Consider the following 18571-nt stretch of genomic DNA (forward strand, 5'->3'; position numbering starts at 1 on the left):
CGGCGCGCCGTGACCCGGCCGCGCGCGTAGGTTAGGAAAGCCTAAGCTGCCGCGCATGGACCTGTTCCTCTTCACCGTCGACCCGCAGTGGGGGCACGACGTCGTGGCCGCCGGCGCGGCCGGCATCGTCGTCGACTGGGAACGGCGCGGCAAGCTGCGGCGCCAGGCGGGGGAGGGCACCCAGGTCAACGGGGACACCCCCGAGGACCTCACGCGCGTGCGCTCGGCGACCTCCGGGCGCGTGCTCTGCCGGATCAACGGCTTCGGCCCGTGGACGGCCGGCGAGGTGACCGACGCGGTCGCCCGCGGGGCCGACGAGCTGCTGCTGCCGATGGTCCGCTCCACCGAGGAGGTCGACCGGGCCCTCGACCTCGTCGCGGGGCGGTGCGGCCTGGGCATCCTCGTGGAGACCCAGGACGCGGTGGACCGGGCGGCGGAGCTCGCGCGGCGGCCGCTCTCGCGGATCTACGTCGGCCTCAACGACCTGCGCATCGACCGCCGCTCCACCGCGCTGTTCGCACCCCTCGTGGACGGCACCGTGGAGGCGGTGCGGGCGCAGGTGACCGTGCCGTTCGGGGTCGGCGGCCTCACGCTCCCCGGCGGCGGGTTCCCCGTGCCCGGTGACCTGCTGGCCGCGGAGCTGGTCCGCATCGGCACCCAGTTCACGTTCCTGCGCCGCTCGTTCACCGCCGACATGGCCGGCCGCGACCCGTTCGTGGAGGTGCCGAGACTGCTCGCCGGCCTCGACGAGCTGCGCCGGGCCGGTGCCGAGCGCGCCACCGAGCGCCGCCGGGCGTTCGTCTCCGCCGTCACGGCCATGGGCCGGGAGGCCGCGGCGCGGGTGGCGCAGCCGGCGTGAGGGCGCTCGTGACCGGGGCCGGCGGGTTCGTCGGCCGGCACCTGGTGGCGCGTCTCGAGCGGGACGGCTGGCACGTCACCGGGCTGGCCCGCCGGGACGTCGACCTGGCCGATCCGGTCGCCGGTGCGGCCGCGGTCCGGGCCGCGGACCCCGACGTCGTCTTCGCGCTCGCCGCCGGCCGGGCGAAGGCCACGCCGGAGGAGCGCGCCGCCACGACGGCGGTCAACACCAGCCCGTGGCTGGTCGACGCCCTGCCCGACCGCTGCCGGGCCGTGGTGCGGCTGGGCTCCTCGACCGAGTACGCCGCCGCACCGCACCCGCTGGCCGAGGACGCCGCCCTGGAGCCGCGCGGCTTCTTCGGCGCCACCAAGGCCGCGGGCTCGCTGCTCCTGCAGGCGGCGGCCGCCGAGCGCGGGATCCGGGCGGCGGTCCTCCGCGCCTTCCAGGTCTACGGACCGGGGGACCACCCCACCCGCCTGGTCCCCGTCGTCATGGCCGCCGCCCGCAGCGGCGGCACCGTGGCGCTGCCCGCCCACGTCAGCCGGCGGGACTGGGTGTGGGTGGGCGACGTCGTCGACGCCTGCATCCGTGCGGCGGTCGACGACGGGCTGCCCCCCGGCGCCGTGCTGAACATCGGCACCGGTGTGCAGACCGGCACCGAGGAGCTCGTGGCCCTCGCCGAGCGGGTGACCGGCCGCCCGATCGCGACCGCACCGGGCGCCCACCCGGGGCGCGGCTGGGACACCGCCGACTGGGTCTGCGACCCGGCGCTGGCCCGGCGGCTGCTGGGCTGGACCCCCGCCGTCGACCTCGCGGAGGGCCTGGCCCGGACCTGGGCGGCCGGGTGACCGCCGGCGGGGGAGCCGGTCCCCGGGTGGCGGTCGTCGTCCCCGTGTACGGCAACGAGGCGACGCTCGGGGGGCTCGCGGACCGGCTGGGTGCGGCGCTGGCCGGCCGGCCGTGGCGGCTGCGGTTGGTCGTCGACGCGTCACCGGACGACAGCGCCGCCGTGGCGCGCGCCCTCGCCGCCCGGGACGCCCGGATCGCGGTCACCGAGCTGGCGGTGAACGTCGGGCAGCACGCGGCGCTGGCGCGCGGGCTCGCCGAGGAGACGGCCGCCGACGTCTGGGTCTGCCTGGACGCCGACCTGCAGGACCCGCCGGAGGCGGTGCCGCTGCTGCTGGACCGGCTGGCCACCGGGGACGTGGCGGCGGTGTTCGCCGGGCGGCGCGGCCGCTACGAGTCACCGCTGCGGCGGCTCACCGGCACGCTGCACCGGCGCGTGGCGGGGAGGCTGACCGGTCTGCCGCCGGACGCCGGGGCCTTCCTCGCCATGAGCCCGGCCGTGCGGGCCGCCGTCGTCCCCGCCGTGCAGGACCAGGGAGCGCCGAGCGTGGTCCTCGCCGTCGGCCGCTCCGGCCGGCCGGTGGCGAGCGTGCCGGTCGTCCGGGACCGGCGCCCGGTGGGCCGGTCGGCCTGGACGGCCCGGGCCCGGGTGCGGCAGTCGCTGCGATCGCTGTCCTGGGCGGCGCGCGGCCACCGCTGACCACGGCCGGTCAGCGGCTCCAGAGCTGCAGGACCAGGTCGGTCTTGCCCGCCGGGAAGTCGTACTGGTCGACCATGCGCAGGCCCGCCGCGCGGAGGATCGCGTCGTCGTCGGTGGGCTCGGGCTCGCCGTCGAGGAGCCGGCGCACCACCCAGACCCGGTCCTCGCCCGGCGGCGCGTCCTCCGGGGGGAGCACGACGTCCGGGCGCAGCTGCGGGGCCAGGGTGCGGACGTAGTGGTCCAGGCCGGTGGCCGACCGCTGGTCGGCGGCGACGATCGGCTCGCCGCTCTCGTGCGCTTGCGCCAGCACCGCGACCAGGTCGTCGGCCCGCTCGCGCGGGCCCCGGTCGGCCAGCGGGGCGGAGGCCAGCAGGGAGCAGGCCAGCAGGAGCGCACCCACCGGGACCCGCGCCGGCCGCGGCAGCGCCATCGCACCGGCCGCCGCCAGCACGCCCAGCCCCAGCAGCCCGGCCAGCAGGTAGCGGGGCAGGTACACCGGCCGGACCAGCTCGGTGGCCACGAGCAGCAGCAGGGGAACCACCACCCAGCAGGCGCCGACCACCCGGGCACCGGCCGCGCGGAACGCCCCGACCACGGCCAGGCCCAGCCCCAGGTAGAGCAGCGGGGTGCGCCCCCCGGCCCAGGCCTCGGCGGCGAGGGCGACCAGCCGGCCATCGGTGTCGCGCAGGTGCTCGGCGTTGCGCGCCCCCGTCCCGTTCAGGACGGCGAGCCCCACGAAACCCACGGCCGGCAGCGCGGCCAGCGCCCCGGTGAGCGCGACCGGGAGGGCGCGCCGGCGCCGCAGCAGCACCGCGGCGGCGACGAACGCCGCGAGCACGGTGACCGCGTACCAGTGCGCCAGCCCCATCCCCGCCCCCGCGAGGCCGAACAGCAGCAGGCCGCGGGGCGGCTCCTGCAGCCAGCGCACCAGCCCCAGCGCCGTCGCCCCGGTGGCGAGCACGGCCAGCCCGTAGCTGCGGGCCTCGACCGACTGCTCGAGCACCAGCGGGTTGGCGGCGAGCACCAGCCCCGCCAGCACCCCGGTGCCCCGGCCGGCGAGGCGGGTGAGCGCCCGGGTGATGAGGGTGAGGCCACCGGCCGTCGCCAGGAGGGAGAGGAGGCGCAGCGAGGTGTCCCCGCCGAGGCCCGGCACCGAGGTCCACAGGTACGTGACCAGGTAGTACGGGGCGTTGTAGGACGGCGGCACGCCGGCCAGGTAGCTGGCGGTGCCCTCGCCGGTGGCGATCGCGGTGAGGATGTCGCCCAGCGGCAGGCGGGCCACCTCGGCGGTGAACAGCTCGTCGAACCACAAGCCGTGGCCCGGCAGCAGCAGCCAGCCGCCGAGGAGGGCCACGAGCACCGCGGGCAGCAGCTCCACCGGCGACCAGCGCAGCGGCGCCGCTGCGCTCCGGTCCCGGCCGGAGGGAGCGGTGGCCTGCGGGGGCCCCTCCGTCACCGTCGACACCCCTGCAGGTTAGGCGACCCTGTGCGGGCGCCCGGGCGCGACACCGGGGACGCCGGCCCGAGCCGATCAGGCGGGGTCGCGCCGCATGGGCACGTGGGGGATGCCGTCCTCGACGTAGCCCGGCCCGCTCCGGCGGAAGCCGAACCGCTCGTACCACTGCTCCAGGTGGGCCTGGGCGCCCAGGGTGAGCGGCCCGTCGCCGTAACTGGCCAGGGCGGCCTCGATGAGCCGTCCGGCCAGCCCGCGCCCACGCGCCGCCTCGGCGGTGGCCACCCGGCCGATGGCCCGCGTCGCGCCGTCGTGGAGCACGCGGACGGTCGCCAGCACCTGGCCGGCCTGCTCGAACCAGAGGTGCTCGGTGGTGGGTTCGACGTCGCGCCCGTCGAGCTCGGGGTAGGGGCAGGTCTGCTCGACCACGAAGACGTCGACGCGCAGCCGGCACAGGGCGTAGACCTCGAAGGGCGTGAGGTCGGCGAACCGGGCGCGGCGCAGCAGCGGTTCGGGGGCGGTCCCGGCGGAGGTCATGCCGACGTTTGTAGCCGAGGCCCCCGGCGCGCGATCGGAGGGGAGGACGGCGCCTTCCCGGGGTAGGCACCGCGCATGTCGATGTCGAGCCCGTTCGAACCACACCTCCGCGACCAGGACGAGAGCATCCCCGCGGCCGACCCGGGAGCGGGCGCCCCGCCGACCGCCGACGGGTTCGGCATCGGCGGGGAGGAGCCCGATCGCGCGCCGGAGACCGACCGCCCCGGTCCCGGCACCGAGGACGTCGATCCGCCGGAGGACCCGGCGTTCCGCACGCCCGACCCGCACGACGTCGGGCCGGCGTCGGAGAACTGAACGGCCCGGGCCGTCAGCCGCCCAGCGCGGCGACGACCCGGTCGACCAGCTGGTAGTGGCCCACCGCCCAGAAGACGACGCCCGCCAGCGCGAGCCCGCCCACGGTGACCGCGGTCGAGCTGACCGGGTGCTGGCGGGCGTGCCGCCACGCGTCCCGCGCCTTGCGCTTGAAGGTGGTGAAGAAGCGGCGGGCCCAGGCGAACTCGGTGGACCACACCCACAGGCCGGCGAGCACCGGCGGGATCGTCAGCGGCCCGGGCAGGACCGTCAGGGCGAGGCCGATCAGCACCAGCAGCAGCCCGGCGGTGAACACCGCGACGCGGTAGGCGATCGCGACGGTGGGGTTGCTGTGCACCCGCGCGCGGAACGAGCCCGGTTCCACGGGGCGGGGCTCGCCGAGCCCGTCGCTGCAGTGCACGCAGAGGGTGCTCCCGCTGCCGCCGGCGGCGGACTGCTCGGCCGCCCGGTTGCCGGCGAACCGGTGGTCGGCGGGGCGGTGGTCGGCGGGGCGGGTGGTCTGCGGGGTGGACGGCACGGGTGCTCCCACGGCGGAGTGCTCCTGGAGGACGGCGAGGAGAACTCCTCGGTGGACGGGGCCGCCGGAGGGAGTACCCGGTCGCTGTGCGCCCATGCCGGTCGTGCGCAACCGGATCGCGCCGCCCCTTCGCGGGTCAGCCGGCGTAGCGGGCGGCGGACCGGGCGCGGGCCTTGGCGGCCTCGGTCTCCCGGTCCTTGGGCGGGGCGGTGGTGACCAGGGCGTCGAGCAGCCGGGCGGAGGCGGCGGCCACCTCGGCCACGGCCTGCTCGAACGCCTCGGCGTTGGCGCGGGAGGGCTTGGTCGTACCGCTGATCTTGCGCACGTACTGCAGGGCCGCGGCGTGGATCTCGTCGTCGGCCGCCGGGGGCGCGAAGTTGGCCAGCGGGCGGATGTTCCGGCACATGCCGGGCAGCGTAGGGGCGCGGCCGCCCCGCGGGACGGCTGCGGAGCACGGTCCGGGAGACGGAGGAGGACGACGCGGTGGCGGTGCTGCTGGTGGACGTGGCGAACGTGGTCGGGTCGCGCCCCGACGGCTGGTGGCGGGACCGGGCCGGCGCGGCCACCCGCCTGCTGGACCGGCTGGCCGGCCTGGCGGGCAGGCCGCTCGCCGGCCCGGACGGGGAGGCGCTGACGTGCACGGGGGTGGTCGCCGTCGTCGAGGGCCGCGCGCGGGACGTGCCCGCGCCCGAGGGGGTGGCGGTGGTGCGCGCCCCCGGCAGCGGGGACGACGCCCTCGCCGCGGCGGCGGCCGACCTCGCGGCCGGCGGCGAGGACGTGCTCGTGGTGACGGCGGACCGCGGGCTGCGCGCCCGGTTGCCCGACGGCGCCGTCGCGACCGGGCCGGGGTGGTTGCTCACCGAGCTCGACCGGCGCACCGCATGACCGCGGGGCCGCTCGGGTAGCCGGTTGCGGACAACCGGTGTTCCCGGGCACCGATCGCCGCCCCAGCGAGGAGCTCCCCGTGCCGATCCCCGATCCGAGCGGGTTCCCGCTCACCGTGCTGATCACCGGCGCGTCCAGCGGCATCGGCCGGGCGACGGCGGTGCGGCTGGCCCGCCGCGGCGCACGGCTGGTGCTGGTCGCTCGCGGCCGCTCCGCGCTGGAGGAGACCGCCGAGGAGCTGCGCGCCGCCGGTGCCGCCGCGGTGACGGTGTGCCCGGCCGACGTCCTCGACGAGGAGGGGATCGCCGCGGTCGTCGCCGCCGCGGTGCGTGAGTTCGGCCGGCTCGACGTCGTCGTGCACTCCGCCCAGGTGATGGCCTACGGCCGGATCGAGGACGTGCCCAAGGAGGTGTACGAGCGCGTCGTCGACACCTCGCTGCACGGCACCGCCACCCTGGCCCGCCACGTCCTGCCGGTCTTCCGCCGCCAGCGCGCCGGGCACCTGGTGATCGTCAACTCGCTGCTGGGCACCGTGACCACGCCGGTGCTGGGCAGCTACTCCGTCGCCAAGTGGGGGCAGCTGGCGCTGGCCCGGGTGCTGCAGCAGGAGACCCGCGACGAGCCGGGGATCTCGGTCTCGGTGGTGCAGCCGGGGGGCGTGAACACCCCGATCTACTACCAGGGCGCCTCGTACGCCGGCTCCACCGGGCGCCCGCCCCCGCCGGTCTACTCCGCGGCGCGGGTGGCCCGCCGGGTGCTCGCCACGCTGGACCGGCCGCGCCGGATGGTGCAGGCCGGGGCGCTCAACCACGTGGTCACCGCGGGCTTCCGGCTGTTCCCCGGGCTCTACGACGTGCTCGTCGAGCCGCTGCTGCGCACCTTCGCCCTCGCCGGGGACGACGTGCCGCCCACCGAGGGCAACGTGTTCCGGTCCCGGCCCGAGGGCAACGCCACCGAGGGGCGCTGGCGCAGCATCTGAGCCGGGCGTGTGAACAGCGTGTTCCGTCCCGTCGCAGGGCATTGCCCCGACGGGGGCGCAGGGCCAGGCTGACCCCACCCGACCTGCGGGGGCTCATCCGGAGGCCGGGCCATGACCGCGGAACCACAGGAACGTCACACCCGGCCGGTCGCCCGGCACGGCGTCGAGGCCGAGGCGGTGGAGGTCGGCTACCACCAGAAGCGGCAGCTGCGCACCGGGACGGCGGGCTGGGTGCTGCTGGCCGGGCTCGGCGTCGCCGCGGTCATCTCCGGTGACTACGCGGGCTGGAACTTCGGCCTCGCCGAGGGCGGCTTCGGTGGGCTGCTGATCGCCGTCGTCCTCATGGCGGTCATGTATTCGGCGATGGTCTTCGGCCTCGCGGAGCTGGGCTCGGCCCTGCCGACCGCGGGCGGCGGCTACACCTTCGCCCGCCGGGCGCTCGGCCCCTGGGGCGGGTACGCCACCGGCGTCGCGGTGCTCATCGAGTACGCCATCGCCCCGGCCGCGATCGCCACCTTCATCGGCGCCTACGTGGAGTCCCTCGGCCTGTTCGGGATCACCGACGGCTGGTGGATCTATCTCGCCGTGTACGCGCTCTTCATCGGCATCCACCTCATGGGCGTGGGCGAGGCGCTCAAGGTCATGCTCGTCATCGCGGGCATCGCCGTCGCCGGGCTCGTGGTCTACCTGGCCGGGGCGATCCCGGCCTTCGACTCGGCGAACCTGCTGGACATCGCGCCCACCGGCGCCGCCGGCGCCTCGGACTTCCTGCCCTTCGGCCTGATGGGCATCTGGGCGGCGTTCCCGTTCGCCATCTGGTTCTTCCTCGCGGTGGAGTGCGTGCCGCTGGCCTCGGAGGAGGCCCGCGACCCCGCCCGGGCCATGCCGCGCGGCATCGTCGCCGCCATGGGCCTGCTGCTCGTGCTGGCCCTGCTCATGCTGGTCTTCACCGCGGGCGCCGGGGGCTCGGCGGCGATGTCGGCCAGCGGCAACCCGCCGGTGGAGGCGCTGGAGGTGGCGGGCTCCGCCTCGGCGCTGGTCACGGTGGTGAACTACGCCGGGCTCTTCGGGCTGGTCGCCAGCTTCTTCTCGATCATCTACGCCTACTCGCGGCAGACCTTCGCGCTCTCCCGCGCCGGGTACCTGCCCCGCGCGCTCTCGGTGACCAACGGCCGCAAGGCCCCGGTGCTGGCGCTGCTGGTGCCCGGTGCCATCGGCTTCGTGCTCTCGCTCACCGGCCAGGGCGCGATGCTGCTCAACATGGCGGTCTTCGGCGCCACGGTCTCCTACGTGCTGATGATGGTCAGCCACATCGTGCTGCGCCGCCGGGAGCCCGACCTGCCGCGCCCGTACCGGACGCCGGGCGGCACGGTCACCACCGGTGTCGCGCTGGTGCTGGCGGCGGCCGCCGTCGTCGCCACCTTCCTGGTCGACGAGGTCGCCGCGCTGTGGACGCTCGGCGCCTACGCGGTCTTCCTCGGCTACTTCGCCCTCTACAGCCGCCACCACCTCGTGGCGTCGGCCCCCGAGGAGGAGTTCGAGCTGCTCGCCGCGGCCGAGGAGGAGGTGCGATGACCGTGCGCCGCACCACCCTCGGCGGGCGCACCTACGAGTTCCCCTCGCTGGCCGACCTGCTCGCCAAGGCGACCCCGGCCCGCTCCGGTGACGTGCTGGCCGGGTGCGCCGCCGAGTCGGCGGCGCAGCGGGTGGCCGCGCAGGCGGTGCTGGCCGACCTGCCCCTGGCCACCTTCCTGGAGGAGCAGGTCGTCGGCTACGAGGAGGACGACGTCACCCGGCTGGTCCTCGGCACCCACGACCCGGTCGCCTTCGCCCCGGTGGCCGGGCTGACCGTGGGGGAGTTCCGCGACGAGCTGCTCACCTGGGCCGCCGAGGGGGACGAGGCCTCGATCAGCGCGCTGGCCCGCGGCCTCACCCCGGAGATGGTCGCGGCCACCTCGAAGCTGATGCGCAACGCCGACCTGGTCGCGGTGGGGCGGCGGGCGCGGGTGGTGACCGGGCTGCGCAGCACCCTGGGCCTGCCCGGGCGGCTGGCCTCCCGGCTGCAGCCCAACCACCCGACCGACGACCCGGTTGGGGTGACGGCGTCGATCGTCGACGGGCTGCTGCAGGGGTCGGGCGACGCGGTCATCGGCATCAATCCGGCCACCGACTCGCCGGCCCGGACGGTGGCCCTGCTCGAGCTGGTCGACGCCGTTCTCCGCCGCTACGAGATCCCCACCCAGTCCTGCGTGCTCGCCCACGTCACCACCACGCTGCGCGCCATGGAGCAGGGGGCGCCGGTGGACCTGGTGTTCCAGTCCGTGGCCGGCACGCAGGCGGCCAACCGCGGCTTCGGCGTGACGCTGGACCTGCTGGCCGAGGCCCGGGCGGGCGCGCTGGAGCTCGGCCGCGGCACCGTCGGGCGCAACGTCACCTACTTCGAAACCGGGCAGGGGTCGGCGCTGTCGGCCGACGCGCACCGCGGGATCGACGGGGTGCCGGTGGACCAGCAGACCCTGGAGTGCCGCGCCTACGCGGTGGCCCGGCACTTCGAGCCGCTCCTGGTGAACACCGTCGTCGGGTTCATCGGGCCGGAGTACCTCTACGACGGCAAGCAGGTGGTCCGCGCCGGGCTGGAGGACCACTTCTGCGGCAAGCTGCTCGGCCTGCCCATGGGCGTGGACGTCTGCTACACCAACCACGCCGAGGTCGACGCCGACGACACCGACACCCTCACCCTGCTGCTCGGGGCGGCCGGCTGCTCGTTCGTCATCGCCGTCCCCGGGTCCGACGACGTGATGCTGCACTACCAGTCGCTGTCGTTCTCCGACGTCCTCACCGCCCGGCGGGTGCTCGGCCTCCGCCCGGCCCCGGAGTTCGAGGCGTGGCTCGCGCGGATGGACCTGCTGGACGCCGACGGACGGGTGCGCACGCTGACCGCGGACGCCCCGGCGGCGAAGGCCCTGCTCGCGGCGGCGCAGGCGTGAGCGGCGGGGTGGTCGACCCGGCCGGCCCAGACCCGTGGGCGGTCCTGCGCGGCGCGACCCGGGCCCGGGTGGCGCTGGGGCGGGCCGGCGACGGGTTGCCGACCGCGCGGGAGCTGGAGTTCCGGCTGGCGCACGCGGTCGCCCGCGACGCGGTGCACACGCCGCTCGACCCGGCGGTCGTGCGGGCGGGGCTCGACGGGGTGCCGGTGGTCGAGGTCCGCTCCGCCGCCGCTGACCGCGCCGGGTACCTGCAGCGGCCCGATCTCGGCCGGCGGCTGGCGCCGGGCTGCACGCTCCCGCGGGACGGGTCCGACGTCGCGATCGTGCTCGCCGACGGGCTCTCGCCGCGGGCGGTGCACGAGCACGGGGCGGCCCTGGTCTCGGCGCTGCTGGACCGGCTGGCCGGCTGGACGGTGGGCCCGGTGGTGCTGGCGACGCAGGCGCGGGTGGCGCTCGGTGACGAGATCGGCGCGGCGCTGGGGGCCCGCGTGGTGCTGGTGCTGATCGGCGAGCGGCCGGGGCTCTCCTCGGCGGACTCCCTCGGCGTCTACCTCACCTGGGACCCGCGGCCGGGCCGGGCCGACAGCGAGCGCAACTGCGTCTCGAACGTCCGGCCGCCGCACGGGCTGGGCTACGCGGAGGCGGCCGACGTGGTGGTGCGGCTGCTGGCCTCCGCCCGGGAGCTGGGCGCCTCGGGTGTCGCGCTCAAGGACGAGGGGCCGGCCCTGGGTGCCTGACGCGGGTCAGCCGACCCAGCGGTAGCCGTTCTCCGGCTGGCCCGTGCCGCCGTACCGCGGCAGCACCGCCGCCCGGCCGGTGCGCTCCAGGTGCTCCAGGTAGCGGCGCGCGCTCACCCGGGCCAGGCCGCACCGCTCCGCCACCTCACCGGCGGAGAGGTCGACGGCCGGGTCGCTGCGCAGGGTGCGCGCCACCGCCTCGAGGGTCCGCGGCGAGAGGCCCTTCGGCAGGTCGGTCACCGACCCCGCGCCACCGCCGCGGCGCCGGCCGGCCAGCAGCCGGTCGACGTCGCTCTGCTCCAGGCCACCCGCGGTGTCGCCGCTTCGCCGCAGCACCTCGGCGCGGTGGGCGCGGTAGACCTCCAGCCGCTCCCGGAAGGTCGCCAGCGAGAAGGGCTTCACCAGGTAGTCCACGACGCCGCCGGTCATGGCCTGGCGCACCGTGTCCACCTCACGCGCCGCGGTGATCGCCAGGACGTCGGGCTGCGGGCCGGCTGCGGCGCGGATCCGGCGGAGCACCTCCAGGCCGGAGATGTCGGGGAGGTAGACGTCGAGCAGCACCAGGTCCGGCCGGAGCGCCTGCACCGCCTCCACCGCCTGCACGCCGCGGTGCACCTCGCCCACCACCGCGAAGCCGGGGAGGGACTCCACGTAGCCGCGGTGCACCGAGGCGACGGCGAAGTCGTCGTCGACCACGAGCACCCGCACCACGCCGGTCACGGGGCGACCAGCGCGCCGGGGGAGGGCTGCCGCGATCCGGGCAGCCGCACGGTGACCCGGGCGCCGCCGGTGGGGGAGTCCGTGACCGCCGCCGTCCCGCCCCGGCGTGCCGCGATGCGGGCGACGAGGGCCAGCCCGATGCCGCGCCCGTGGTCGCCGTCGGGCCGCCCCTTCGTGGTCACGCCCACGTCGAAGACCCGGGCCCGGTCGGCGGGGGCGACCCCCGGCCCGTCGTCGTCGACCTGAACCAGCACCGCCCCGTCGTCCTCCTGGCGCACGAGCACCTGCACCTCGCCGCCCTGCCCGGTGGCGTCCACCGCGTTGTCGACCAGGTTGCCGACCACGGTCACGACGTCGTCGCCGAGCCCGGCGGGCAGCCGGCTGTCCGCCCCCAGCACGAGCCGGACGCCCTGCTCCCGGGCGACCGCGGCCTTGGCCAGGAGGAGCGCCGTCACGCCGGGATCGATGACGGTGCTCAGCGGGGCGCCGCCGAGCAGGCGGCCGCCGCCGATCCGCTCGATGAAGGCGACCGCCTCGTCCCGCCGGTCGAGCTCGATCAGCCCTTGGACGACGTGCAGCTGGTTGCTGAACTCGTGCGCCTGCGCCCGGAGCGTGTTGGTGAGGTTCCGCTGGCCGTCGAGCTCGCGCATCGCGCCGAACAGCTCGGTGCGGTCGCGCAGGGTGAGGACGTCGGCGATCCGGCGGCCGCCGACGACGGCGGGGGTGCGGCTGGCGACGAGCAGGCGCTCCCCGGAGAGCACCAGCTCGTCGGTGACCGGCCGGTCGCCGAGCACGAGCGGGAGCATGGCGGTGTCGAGCACCTCGGCGGCCGGATGGCCGACGGCGTCGGGCGGCAGGTCCAGCAGTCGCGACGCCTCGTCGTTGACCAGGACCACCCGCCCCTTCTGGTCGACGGCGACCAGCCCCTCGCGGATGCCGTGCAGCATCGCCTCGCGGGTCTCCAGCAGCCGGGCGATCTCCTCCGGTTCCAGCCCGAAGATGCGGCGGCGCAGGAGCCGGACCACGAGCACCGAGCCCAGCGCGCCGACCAGCGCCGCGCCGCCGAGCCAGGCCACGAGGACCGGTGCCTCGCGGTCGAACTCCGCGGCCAGCTCGCGCTCCAGGATGCCGACGGAGACCGCGCCGATGACCTCGCCGTCGGCGTCGCGCACCGGCACCTTGGCCCGCAGGGACTCGCCGAGGGTGCCGGTCTCGGTGCCGACGAAGACCTCGCCGGCCAGGGTGGTGGCGGGGTCGGTGGACACCCGCTCGCCGATCCGGTCGGGGTCGGGGTGGGAGAACCGGATGCCGCTCGCGTCGGTGATGACGACGAAGGTGACCAGCGAGGCCTCGCGGATGAGCTCCGCCAGGGGCTGCAGCGTCTCGCTGGGGTCGGCGGTGCCGTAGGCGTCCACCACGCTCGGCAGCCGGGCGGTGCTGTTGGCGACCGTCAGCACCTGCTGGCGGTAGGCGTCCCGGATCTGCTCCTGCTGGTAGTGGACGGCGACGGCGCCGGCGAGCAGCAGCGTCACCAGCACGATGCCCACCTGCAGCAGCAGGAGCTGGGCGCCCAGCGTCATGGTCCGTCGCACGGGGCCATTGTTCCCGCCCGGCCCCCCGATGTGACTGCGACCACAACGACCAATACGACCGCTACGACCGCAGGATTCTCCCGCCGTCCCGGCGCTCCTAGCGTCCGGCGCACCACGAGCCACCCGGCTCCGGGACGAGGAGGTCTCCCCATGACAGTTCCCCATCGAGCGGTCCACCGCCCGGCGCGCCGGCGCCTGCGCTCGGCATCCGTCGCGGTGGCCGCCGCGGTCTCCGTCGGCCTGACCGGCTGCAGCAGCGACGGCGGCAGCAGCGGTGGCGGCGGGGGTGCCGACCAGATCAACCGGCTCGCGGTGATGGCGCCGGCCGACCCCGGCGGTGGCTGGGACCAGACGGCCCGGGCCATGGCCGCGGCGCTGGAGAGCGAGGGGCTCGTCGGCAGCACCCGCGTGACCAACGTGGGCGGCGCCGGCGGCACCGTCGGTCTCGCGGAGCTCGCCAACGAGCGCAGCGAGGACTTCCTCATGGTGATGGGTCTGGTCATGGTCGGCGCCGTCGAGACCAACCAGTCGCAGGCCACCCTCGACGACGTCACGCCGCTGGCCCGGCTGACCACCGAGGACGAGATCATCGTCGTCCCGGCGGACTCGCCCTTCCAGAGCGTCGACGACCTGGTCGAGGCCGTCCGCACCGAGGGCCGCGGCGTCTCGATCGCCGGCGGCTCGGCCGGTGGCACCGACCACATCGCGGCCGGGCTGCTGTTCCAGGCGGCGGACCTGCCGGTCGAGGACCTCAACTACGTCGCGTTCTCCGGCGGCGGCGAGTCGCTGGCCGCGCTGCTCGGCGGTCAGGTCGACGCCGGCATCTCCGGCGTCGGCGAGTACGCCCAGCAGATCGAGGCGGGCGAGCTGCGGGCCCTCGCGGTGACCGGCGCGGAGCCAGTCGAGGGCATCGACGCACCCACCCTCACCGAGGCCGGCTACGACGTGGAGCTGACCAACTGGCGTGGCGTCGTCGGCCCGCCCGGCATCTCCGACGAGGCGCGCGAGCGGCTGCTCGCCCTGGTCGCGCAGATGCAGGAGTCCGAGGCGTGGCAGGCCGAGGTCGAGGAGCGCGGCTGGTCCGACGCCTACCTCGCCGGCGACGAGTTCGAGGCCTTCCTGGCCGAGGAGCGCCAGCGCGTCCGCGGCGTGCTGGAGGACATCGGGCTGGTCCAGTGAGCACCGCCTCCGGTTCCGGCGCCGCCCCCGAGCGGGTGGCGGCGCCGGAGCGGGGTGGCCGCACCCGGACCTGGTCCTGGGGCGAGGCCGCCATCGCCGTCGGGTTGTTCGCCGTGGGGGTGTTCACCCTCGTGGAGACGACCAGCATCACCGTCCCCGGCTCGGCGAACGTGCTCGGTCCCCGGGCCTTCCCGTACGCGGTCGGCGTGCTGCTGGTCGGCGCGTCCGTGGCCCTGGCGGTGAGCCTGCTGCGCGGGCAGCACGGCTCGGCCGAGGAGGGGGAGGACGTCGACGCCGGCGCCCGCACCGACTGGGGAACCGTCGCCAAGCTGGTCGCCTCGTTCGCGGCGCTGGTGCTGCTCATCGAGCCGCTGGGCTGGCCGATCGCGGCCACCCTGCTGTTCGCGGGCACGGCCTGGGCCCTCGGGGCCCGCGTCGTGCGCGCCGCCGTCATCGGTGCCGTCCTGAACATCGGCATTCACGTCCTGTTCGTGCAGGTCCTCGGGCTGTTCCTGCCCGCCGGACCGCTGGAGGGGGTGCCCTTCTTTGGGTGACATCGGCCTGCTGATGGACGGTTTCGCGACCGCCCTCCAGCCGCTCTACCTCCTGTACGCGCTGCTCGGCGTCACACTGGGCACGGCCGTCGGCGTGCTGCCGGGCATCGGCCCGGCCATGACCGTGGCCCTGCTCCTGCCGCTGACCTACAGCCTGGAGCCCGCCGCCGCCTTCATCATGTTCGCCGGCATCTACTACGGCGGCATGTACGGCGGGTCGACGACCTCGATCCTGCTCAACACCCCCGGCGAGGCGGCGTCGATCGTCACCGCGCTGGAGGGCAACGCCATGGCCCGGGCCGGGCGCGGGGCGGCGGCGCTGGCCACGGCGGCGATCGGCTCGTTCGTCGCCGGTACCGTCGCGACGGTCGCGCTCACCTTCCTGGCCCCGGTGGTGGCCGACCTGGCCGTCCAGCTGGGCCCGCAGGACTTCGTGGCGCTCACGGTGCTGGCCTTCCTCACCGTGGCGGCGATGTTCGGCGCCTCGCCGGCGCGCGGCATCGCGGCGCTCGCGGTCGGGCTGCTGCTGGCGATGGTGGGCACCGACTCGCTCACCGGCCAGCAGCGCTTCACCTTCGGCCTGCCCGCCCTGGCCGACGGCATCGACGTCGTCGTGGTGGCGGTCGGCATCTTCGCCGTCGGCGAGGCCCTGTACGTCGCCTCGCGGATGCGCAAGGGGCCGCTGCCGCTGGTGCCGGTGGGCGGCAGCTGGATGACCCGCGAGGACTTCCGCCGCTCGTGGAAGCCGTGGCTGCGCGGCGCCGCGGTCGGGTTCCCCATCGGCACGATCCCCGCCGGCGGGGCCGACGTCTCGACGTTCCTCTCCTACTCCATGGAACGGAAGCTCTCCAAGCGCAAGGACGAGTTCGGCAAGGGCGCCATCGAGGGCGTGGCCGGGCCGGAGTCGGCGAACAACGCCGCGGCGGCCGGGGTGCTGGTGCCGCTGCTGACCCTCGGCCTGCCGACCTCGGCGACGGCCGCGATCATCATCGTCGCGTTCCAGAGCTACGGCATCCAGCCCGGTCCGCTGCTCTTCGAGCAGGAGGCGCCGCTGGTGTGGACGCTGATCGCCAGCCTCTACATCGGCAACCTGCTGCTGCTGGTGCTGAACCTGCCGCTGGTGGGGGTCTGGGTGAAGCTGCTGCAGCTTCCGCGCCCGTACCTGTACGCCGGCATCCTCACCTTCGCCGCGCTGGGCAGCTACGCGGTCGGTGCCTCGACCGCCGACATGATCCTGCTGTTCCTCGTGGGCGTGCTCGGCTGGGGCATGCGGCAGTTCGGCTTCCCCGTGGCGCCGGCCGTCGTGGGGCTCATCCTCGGGCCCATCGCCGAGGAGCAGCTGCGGCGCACCCTGGCGATCAGCCAGGGCGATCCCAGCGCACTCGTGACCAGCCCGTTCGCGGCGGTCGTCTACCTCCTGCTGCTCGTCTTCCTGGCCGTCGGCGTGTACCTCAAGCGCCGGCAGTCCCGGGTGGAGGAGGAGCTCGTCCACGACCGGCCCGAGACCGTGCCGGCAGAGGGGAACCGCTCGTGACCATCGTCGTGGGGTACGTGCCCAAGCCCGAGGGGCGCGCCGCGCTGCAGGCGGCGGTCGAGGAGGCCGACCTCCGGAACCAGCCGCTGCACGTGCTGAACACGTCCCGGGGGGACTCCCTCGTGGACCCGTCCTACGCCGACGCCGGCGACCTGGCCGAGGTCCGGCGGGTGCTCGAGGAGTCCGGCGTCCCCTTCGAGCTCGAGCAGCGCGTGGGCGGCCGGGACGGGGCGGAGGAGATCGTCGCCCTGGCCGATCGGCTGGACGCGTCGCTCATCGTGATCGGGCTCCGGCGGCGGACGCCGACGGGCAAGCTGATCTTCGGCAGCGACGCCCAGCGGATCCTGCTCGACGCCGGGTGCCAGGTGCTGGCCGTCAAGGCCGGGCCGGGCGGGAGCGGGGCCGGTCGCTGACCTGGGGTGCCGCGGTCCCCGGCCGGCGCCGCCCGCCGGCCGGGGACGCCCGCTCAGCGGGCGCGGACGCCCGCGGCCACCTCGCTCGGGCGCTGCTGCTCGCCGGCGTAGGAGCTGATCGCGACCAGCGTGCCGGTGAGGGCGGGGATGACCCACTGCAGCGTGTCCAGCTGCTGCTGGGCGGCGGCGAGGTCGGCCCGGGCGGCCTTGGTGAGCTTGCTGGGCCGGGTGCCGGACTTCGAGGGCACCGAGCCGGCGTCCGATACCCGCTGCCCCAGCACCCGGCTGTAGGCGGTGGCGCCGAGCGCGGCCGCGGTGACGAGGGTCTTGAGGGTGGACATGCCGCCGACGCCCTGCTGGGCGGCCACCCGCTGCTTGTTGGCCCGCAGCTGGCCGACGCTGCCGATCAGGTGGGCGCCGATGGCGGCGGCGTTGACCGGGGTCCAGCGGTCCCAGCCGGCGTTGGCGACGCGCCCGGTGGCCGAATCCGTCCCGGCCTCGCCCGCGGCGGCGTTCAGGGCGACGGCGTTGGCCAGGGTTCCGCCGAACCAGGCGGACAGGCCGAGGTCGTGCAGCGAGCGGGACAGGGTGTTGCGGGCCATGTCGGCTCCTCGGGGAGGGGGATGGTCAGCCGTCCCTACCCCGGGCACCCGGCGGCATGCCGGTCGTGCGCCACCGGGGTCTGCGCGCCGATGCTCAGGGGCGGCGCAGGAGCCGGGCCAGCCGGTGCTTCCGGCCCCCGGTGAGCTCGGCGGCGGTCGCCGGGGCCGCTACCTCCGGTTCCGGGGCCGCCGCGGCCCGCTCGTGCAGCCGGGCCCGCACGTCGTCGGGGGTGTAGGCGCGGCGCTGCCGCTCGTTGCGGGCGAGCACGACGCCGCCGGCGGTCACTCCCGCGAGGCCGGCCAGTCCGAGCAGCTTCCAGAGGCGCACGTCCGTAACGTAGCGGCCCGTGCCCGATCTCTCCCTGGACGGCGCGGTCGACCTCACGCGCACCGGCGACGTCTGGGTCTTCCGCGGCCCCTCGCTGGCCGACCGCGCCATCCGCGCGCTGACCAACGCGCCGGTGAACCACGTCGGCATGGCGGTCGTGCTGGAGGACCTGCCCCCGCTGCTCTGGCACGCCGAGCTGGGGAGGTCGCTGCCCGACGCGTGGAGCGGCACCCACCAGCGCGGGGTCCAGCTGCACGACCTGCGCGACGCCGTCCTCACCTGGCGCGGGCGGTACGGGCAGCGGGCGTGGCTGCGGCAGCTGGTCGGCCCGGCGGAGGACGGCGGGGTGACCCCGGCCATGGAGGGCGCCGTGCTGCGCACGATCGCCCGCCTCGACGGGCGGCCGTTCCCGACCACCCGCGGGCTCGTGCGGGGCTGGGTGAACGGCCGGCTGCGGCGGCACACGTCGGCGGAGACCGTCTTCTGCGCCGAGCTGGTCGCGGCCACCTACACGGCCATGGGCCTGCTGCCCGGCGACCGCCCGCTCAACGCCTACGACCCCGGGAGCTTCTGGTCCGGCGACGACCTGTCGCTCCTGCAGGGCGCCCGCCTCGGCCCGGAGATCCCGGTGGACGTCCCGGCGGCCTGACCGGCCCTGCCCGCCCGCCCGCACCGCCCGGCCCGCCGGCCTGCCCGCCCCGCCCCGCCGCACCGCCCGGCCCGCCGCATGATCGTCGGCAAGAAGCCGGGCGACCGCCGGGCAGGTGGGGTGCCGGGGACAGTCGCTCTCTGCCCCGCCGGGGTGGGCAGAGCGCG

22 protein-coding genes are annotated in these 18571 nt (G+C 76.2%); 14 read left to right on the plus strand and 8 right to left on the minus strand.

The genetic code is table 11. The annotated features are described in order from the left end of the window. Positions 1 to 55 precede the first annotated feature (55 nt). From QOZ88_RS17705 to QOZ88_RS17715, 3 genes are read left to right on the plus strand one after another with little or no spacing between them, the layout of a single operon-like run. Complete coding sequence (locus tag QOZ88_RS17705) at positions 56 to 859, plus strand: aldolase (RefSeq protein ID WP_306001035.1); 804 nt, start codon at positions 56 to 58, stop codon at positions 857 to 859. After that, entirely contained in the window at positions 856 to 1707 is an 852-nt protein-coding gene (locus QOZ88_RS17710; protein ID WP_306001036.1) for an NAD-dependent epimerase/dehydratase family protein, read from the plus strand. Before QOZ88_RS17705 ends, QOZ88_RS17710 begins: the two co-directional genes overlap by 4 nt. Positions 1708 to 1733: 26 nt before the next feature. Next, positions 1734 to 2405, plus strand: coding sequence for a glycosyltransferase (locus tag QOZ88_RS17715; RefSeq protein ID WP_306001037.1), 672 nt, complete (start codon positions 1734 to 1736; stop codon positions 2403 to 2405). Between the two features lie 10 nt (positions 2406 to 2415). On the opposite strand, the gene QOZ88_RS17720 is transcribed toward QOZ88_RS17715, so the two are convergent. Continuing rightward, positions 2416 to 3870, minus strand: coding sequence for a glycosyltransferase family 39 protein (locus tag QOZ88_RS17720; protein WP_306001038.1), 1455 nt, complete (start codon positions 3868 to 3870; stop codon positions 2416 to 2418). Between the two features lie 66 nt (positions 3871 to 3936). After that, positions 3937 to 4395 carry a GNAT family N-acetyltransferase gene (locus QOZ88_RS17725; protein ID WP_306001039.1) on the minus strand — a complete coding sequence of 153 codons (459 nt, stop codon included), beginning with the start codon at positions 4393 to 4395 and terminating at the stop codon, positions 3937 to 3939. 75 nt (positions 4396 to 4470) lie between these two features. Between QOZ88_RS17725 and QOZ88_RS17730 the strand changes: the two genes are divergently transcribed. Further along, positions 4471 to 4710: a hypothetical protein gene (locus QOZ88_RS17730; protein WP_306001040.1), complete on the plus strand. Its 240-nt coding sequence runs from the start codon at positions 4471 to 4473 to the stop codon at positions 4708 to 4710. A 13-nt stretch (positions 4711 to 4723) separates the two neighbouring features. Here QOZ88_RS17730 and QOZ88_RS17735 read toward each other — a convergent pair whose 3' ends face one another. Together QOZ88_RS17735 and QOZ88_RS17740 are read right to left on the minus strand one after the other, a co-directional pair. Next, positions 4724 to 5245, minus strand: a complete 522-nt coding sequence (locus tag QOZ88_RS17735) for a PGPGW domain-containing protein (protein ID WP_306001041.1) — start codon at positions 5243 to 5245, stop codon at positions 4724 to 4726. 136 nt (positions 5246 to 5381) lie between these two features. After that, positions 5382 to 5651, minus strand: coding sequence for a DUF2277 domain-containing protein (locus QOZ88_RS17740; RefSeq protein ID WP_306001042.1), 270 nt, complete (start codon positions 5649 to 5651; stop codon positions 5382 to 5384). A 77-nt stretch (positions 5652 to 5728) separates the two neighbouring features. Here QOZ88_RS17740 and QOZ88_RS17745 point away from each other — a divergent pair, with 77 nt between their 5' ends. From QOZ88_RS17745 to eutC, 5 genes are all read left to right on the plus strand, one after another. Continuing rightward, entirely contained in the window at positions 5729 to 6130 is a 402-nt protein-coding gene (locus QOZ88_RS17745) for a hypothetical protein (protein WP_306001043.1), read from the plus strand. 79 nt (positions 6131 to 6209) lie between these two features. Then, the gene (locus tag QOZ88_RS17750) at positions 6210 to 7109 is read left to right on the plus strand and encodes an SDR family NAD(P)-dependent oxidoreductase (protein WP_306001044.1); all 900 of its coding nucleotides are present in this window, start codon (positions 6210 to 6212) and stop codon (positions 7107 to 7109) included. Positions 7110 to 7220: 111 nt separating this feature from the next. Then, positions 7221 to 8684 (plus strand): ethanolamine permease, encoded by a 1464-nt coding sequence (gene eat, locus QOZ88_RS17755; RefSeq protein ID WP_306001045.1) that lies wholly within the window; start codon positions 7221 to 7223, stop codon positions 8682 to 8684. Continuing rightward, positions 8681 to 10096 carry an ethanolamine ammonia-lyase subunit EutB gene (locus QOZ88_RS17760; protein WP_306001046.1) on the plus strand — a complete coding sequence of 472 codons (1416 nt, stop codon included), beginning with the start codon at positions 8681 to 8683 and terminating at the stop codon, positions 10094 to 10096. The genes eat and QOZ88_RS17760 overlap by 4 nt, the downstream gene beginning before the upstream one ends. Beyond that, on the plus strand, positions 10093 to 10833 hold the full coding sequence (gene eutC, locus QOZ88_RS17765) for an ethanolamine ammonia-lyase subunit EutC (RefSeq protein ID WP_306001047.1): 741 nt from the start codon (positions 10093 to 10095) through the stop codon (positions 10831 to 10833). The genes QOZ88_RS17760 and eutC overlap by 4 nt, the downstream gene beginning before the upstream one ends. A gap of 6 nt (positions 10834 to 10839) precedes the next feature. Here eutC and QOZ88_RS17770 read toward each other — a convergent pair whose 3' ends face one another. After that, positions 10840 to 11553, minus strand: coding sequence for a response regulator (locus QOZ88_RS17770; RefSeq protein WP_306001048.1), 714 nt, complete (start codon positions 11551 to 11553; stop codon positions 10840 to 10842). Continuing rightward, a complete protein-coding gene (locus QOZ88_RS17775) occupies positions 11550 to 13145 on the minus strand; it encodes a sensor histidine kinase (RefSeq protein WP_306001049.1) in 1596 nt (531 codons plus the stop codon). The genes QOZ88_RS17770 and QOZ88_RS17775 overlap by 4 nt, the downstream gene beginning before the upstream one ends. 150 nt (positions 13146 to 13295) lie before the next feature. On the opposite strand from QOZ88_RS17775, the gene QOZ88_RS17780 reads away from it, so the two are divergent. The 4 genes from QOZ88_RS17780 to QOZ88_RS17795 are packed head-to-tail and all read left to right on the plus strand — an operon-like array spanning position 13296 to position 16825. After that, positions 13296 to 14324 carry a Bug family tripartite tricarboxylate transporter substrate binding protein gene (locus QOZ88_RS17780; RefSeq protein WP_306001050.1) on the plus strand — a complete coding sequence of 343 codons (1029 nt, stop codon included), beginning with the start codon at positions 13296 to 13298 and terminating at the stop codon, positions 14322 to 14324. After that, positions 14321 to 14878, plus strand: coding sequence for a tripartite tricarboxylate transporter TctB family protein (locus QOZ88_RS17785; RefSeq protein ID WP_306001051.1), 558 nt, complete (start codon positions 14321 to 14323; stop codon positions 14876 to 14878). The genes QOZ88_RS17780 and QOZ88_RS17785 overlap by 4 nt, the downstream gene beginning before the upstream one ends. Next, positions 14871 to 16412 (plus strand): tripartite tricarboxylate transporter permease, encoded by a 1542-nt coding sequence (locus QOZ88_RS17790; protein ID WP_306001052.1) that lies wholly within the window; start codon positions 14871 to 14873, stop codon positions 16410 to 16412. The genes QOZ88_RS17785 and QOZ88_RS17790 overlap by 8 nt, the downstream gene beginning before the upstream one ends. Further along, on the plus strand, positions 16409 to 16825 hold the full coding sequence (locus QOZ88_RS17795) for a universal stress protein (RefSeq protein WP_306001053.1): 417 nt from the start codon (positions 16409 to 16411) through the stop codon (positions 16823 to 16825). The genes QOZ88_RS17790 and QOZ88_RS17795 overlap by 4 nt, the downstream gene beginning before the upstream one ends. 53 nt (positions 16826 to 16878) lie before the next feature. On the opposite strand, the gene QOZ88_RS17800 is transcribed toward QOZ88_RS17795, so the two are convergent. Continuing rightward, positions 16879 to 17427 carry a hypothetical protein gene (locus QOZ88_RS17800; RefSeq protein WP_306001054.1) on the minus strand — a complete coding sequence of 183 codons (549 nt, stop codon included), beginning with the start codon at positions 17425 to 17427 and terminating at the stop codon, positions 16879 to 16881. A 94-nt stretch (positions 17428 to 17521) separates the two neighbouring features. Then, a complete protein-coding gene (locus tag QOZ88_RS17805) occupies positions 17522 to 17755 on the minus strand; it encodes a hypothetical protein (protein ID WP_306001055.1) in 234 nt (77 codons plus the stop codon). Positions 17756 to 17774: 19 nt separating this feature from the next. Here QOZ88_RS17805 and QOZ88_RS17810 point away from each other — a divergent pair, with 19 nt between their 5' ends. Then, entirely contained in the window at positions 17775 to 18404 is a 630-nt protein-coding gene (locus QOZ88_RS17810) for a hypothetical protein (RefSeq protein ID WP_306001056.1), read from the plus strand. Positions 18405 to 18571: the final 167 nt, after the last annotated feature.

The sequence above is a fragment of the Blastococcus carthaginiensis genome, assembly GCF_030731085.1.
In the GTDB taxonomy this organism is placed as follows: domain Bacteria; phylum Actinomycetota; class Actinomycetes; order Mycobacteriales; family Geodermatophilaceae; genus Blastococcus; species Blastococcus carthaginiensis.

Excerpts from the sequence above, each read along its gene's own strand:
- QOZ88_RS17705 (WP_306001035.1), top strand. The coding sequence starts at position 56 with ATGGACCTGTTCCTCTTCACCGTCGACCCGCAGTGGGGGCACGACGTC.
- QOZ88_RS17725 (WP_306001039.1), bottom strand. The coding sequence starts at position 4,395 with ATGACCTCCGCCGGGACCGCCCCCGAACCGCTGCTGCGCCGCGCCCGG.
- QOZ88_RS17730 (WP_306001040.1), top strand. The coding sequence starts at position 4,471 with ATGTCGATGTCGAGCCCGTTCGAACCACACCTCCGCGACCAGGACGAG.
- QOZ88_RS17740 (WP_306001042.1), bottom strand. The coding sequence starts at position 5,651 with ATGTGCCGGAACATCCGCCCGCTGGCCAACTTCGCGCCCCCGGCGGCC.
- eat (WP_306001045.1), top strand. The coding sequence starts at position 7,221 with ATGACCGCGGAACCACAGGAACGTCACACCCGGCCGGTCGCCCGGCAC.
- QOZ88_RS17760 (WP_306001046.1), top strand. The coding sequence starts at position 8,681 with ATGACCGTGCGCCGCACCACCCTCGGCGGGCGCACCTACGAGTTCCCC.
- QOZ88_RS17780 (WP_306001050.1), top strand. The coding sequence starts at position 13,296 with ATGACAGTTCCCCATCGAGCGGTCCACCGCCCGGCGCGCCGGCGCCTG.
- QOZ88_RS17800 (WP_306001054.1), bottom strand. The coding sequence starts at position 17,427 with ATGGCCCGCAACACCCTGTCCCGCTCGCTGCACGACCTCGGCCTGTCC.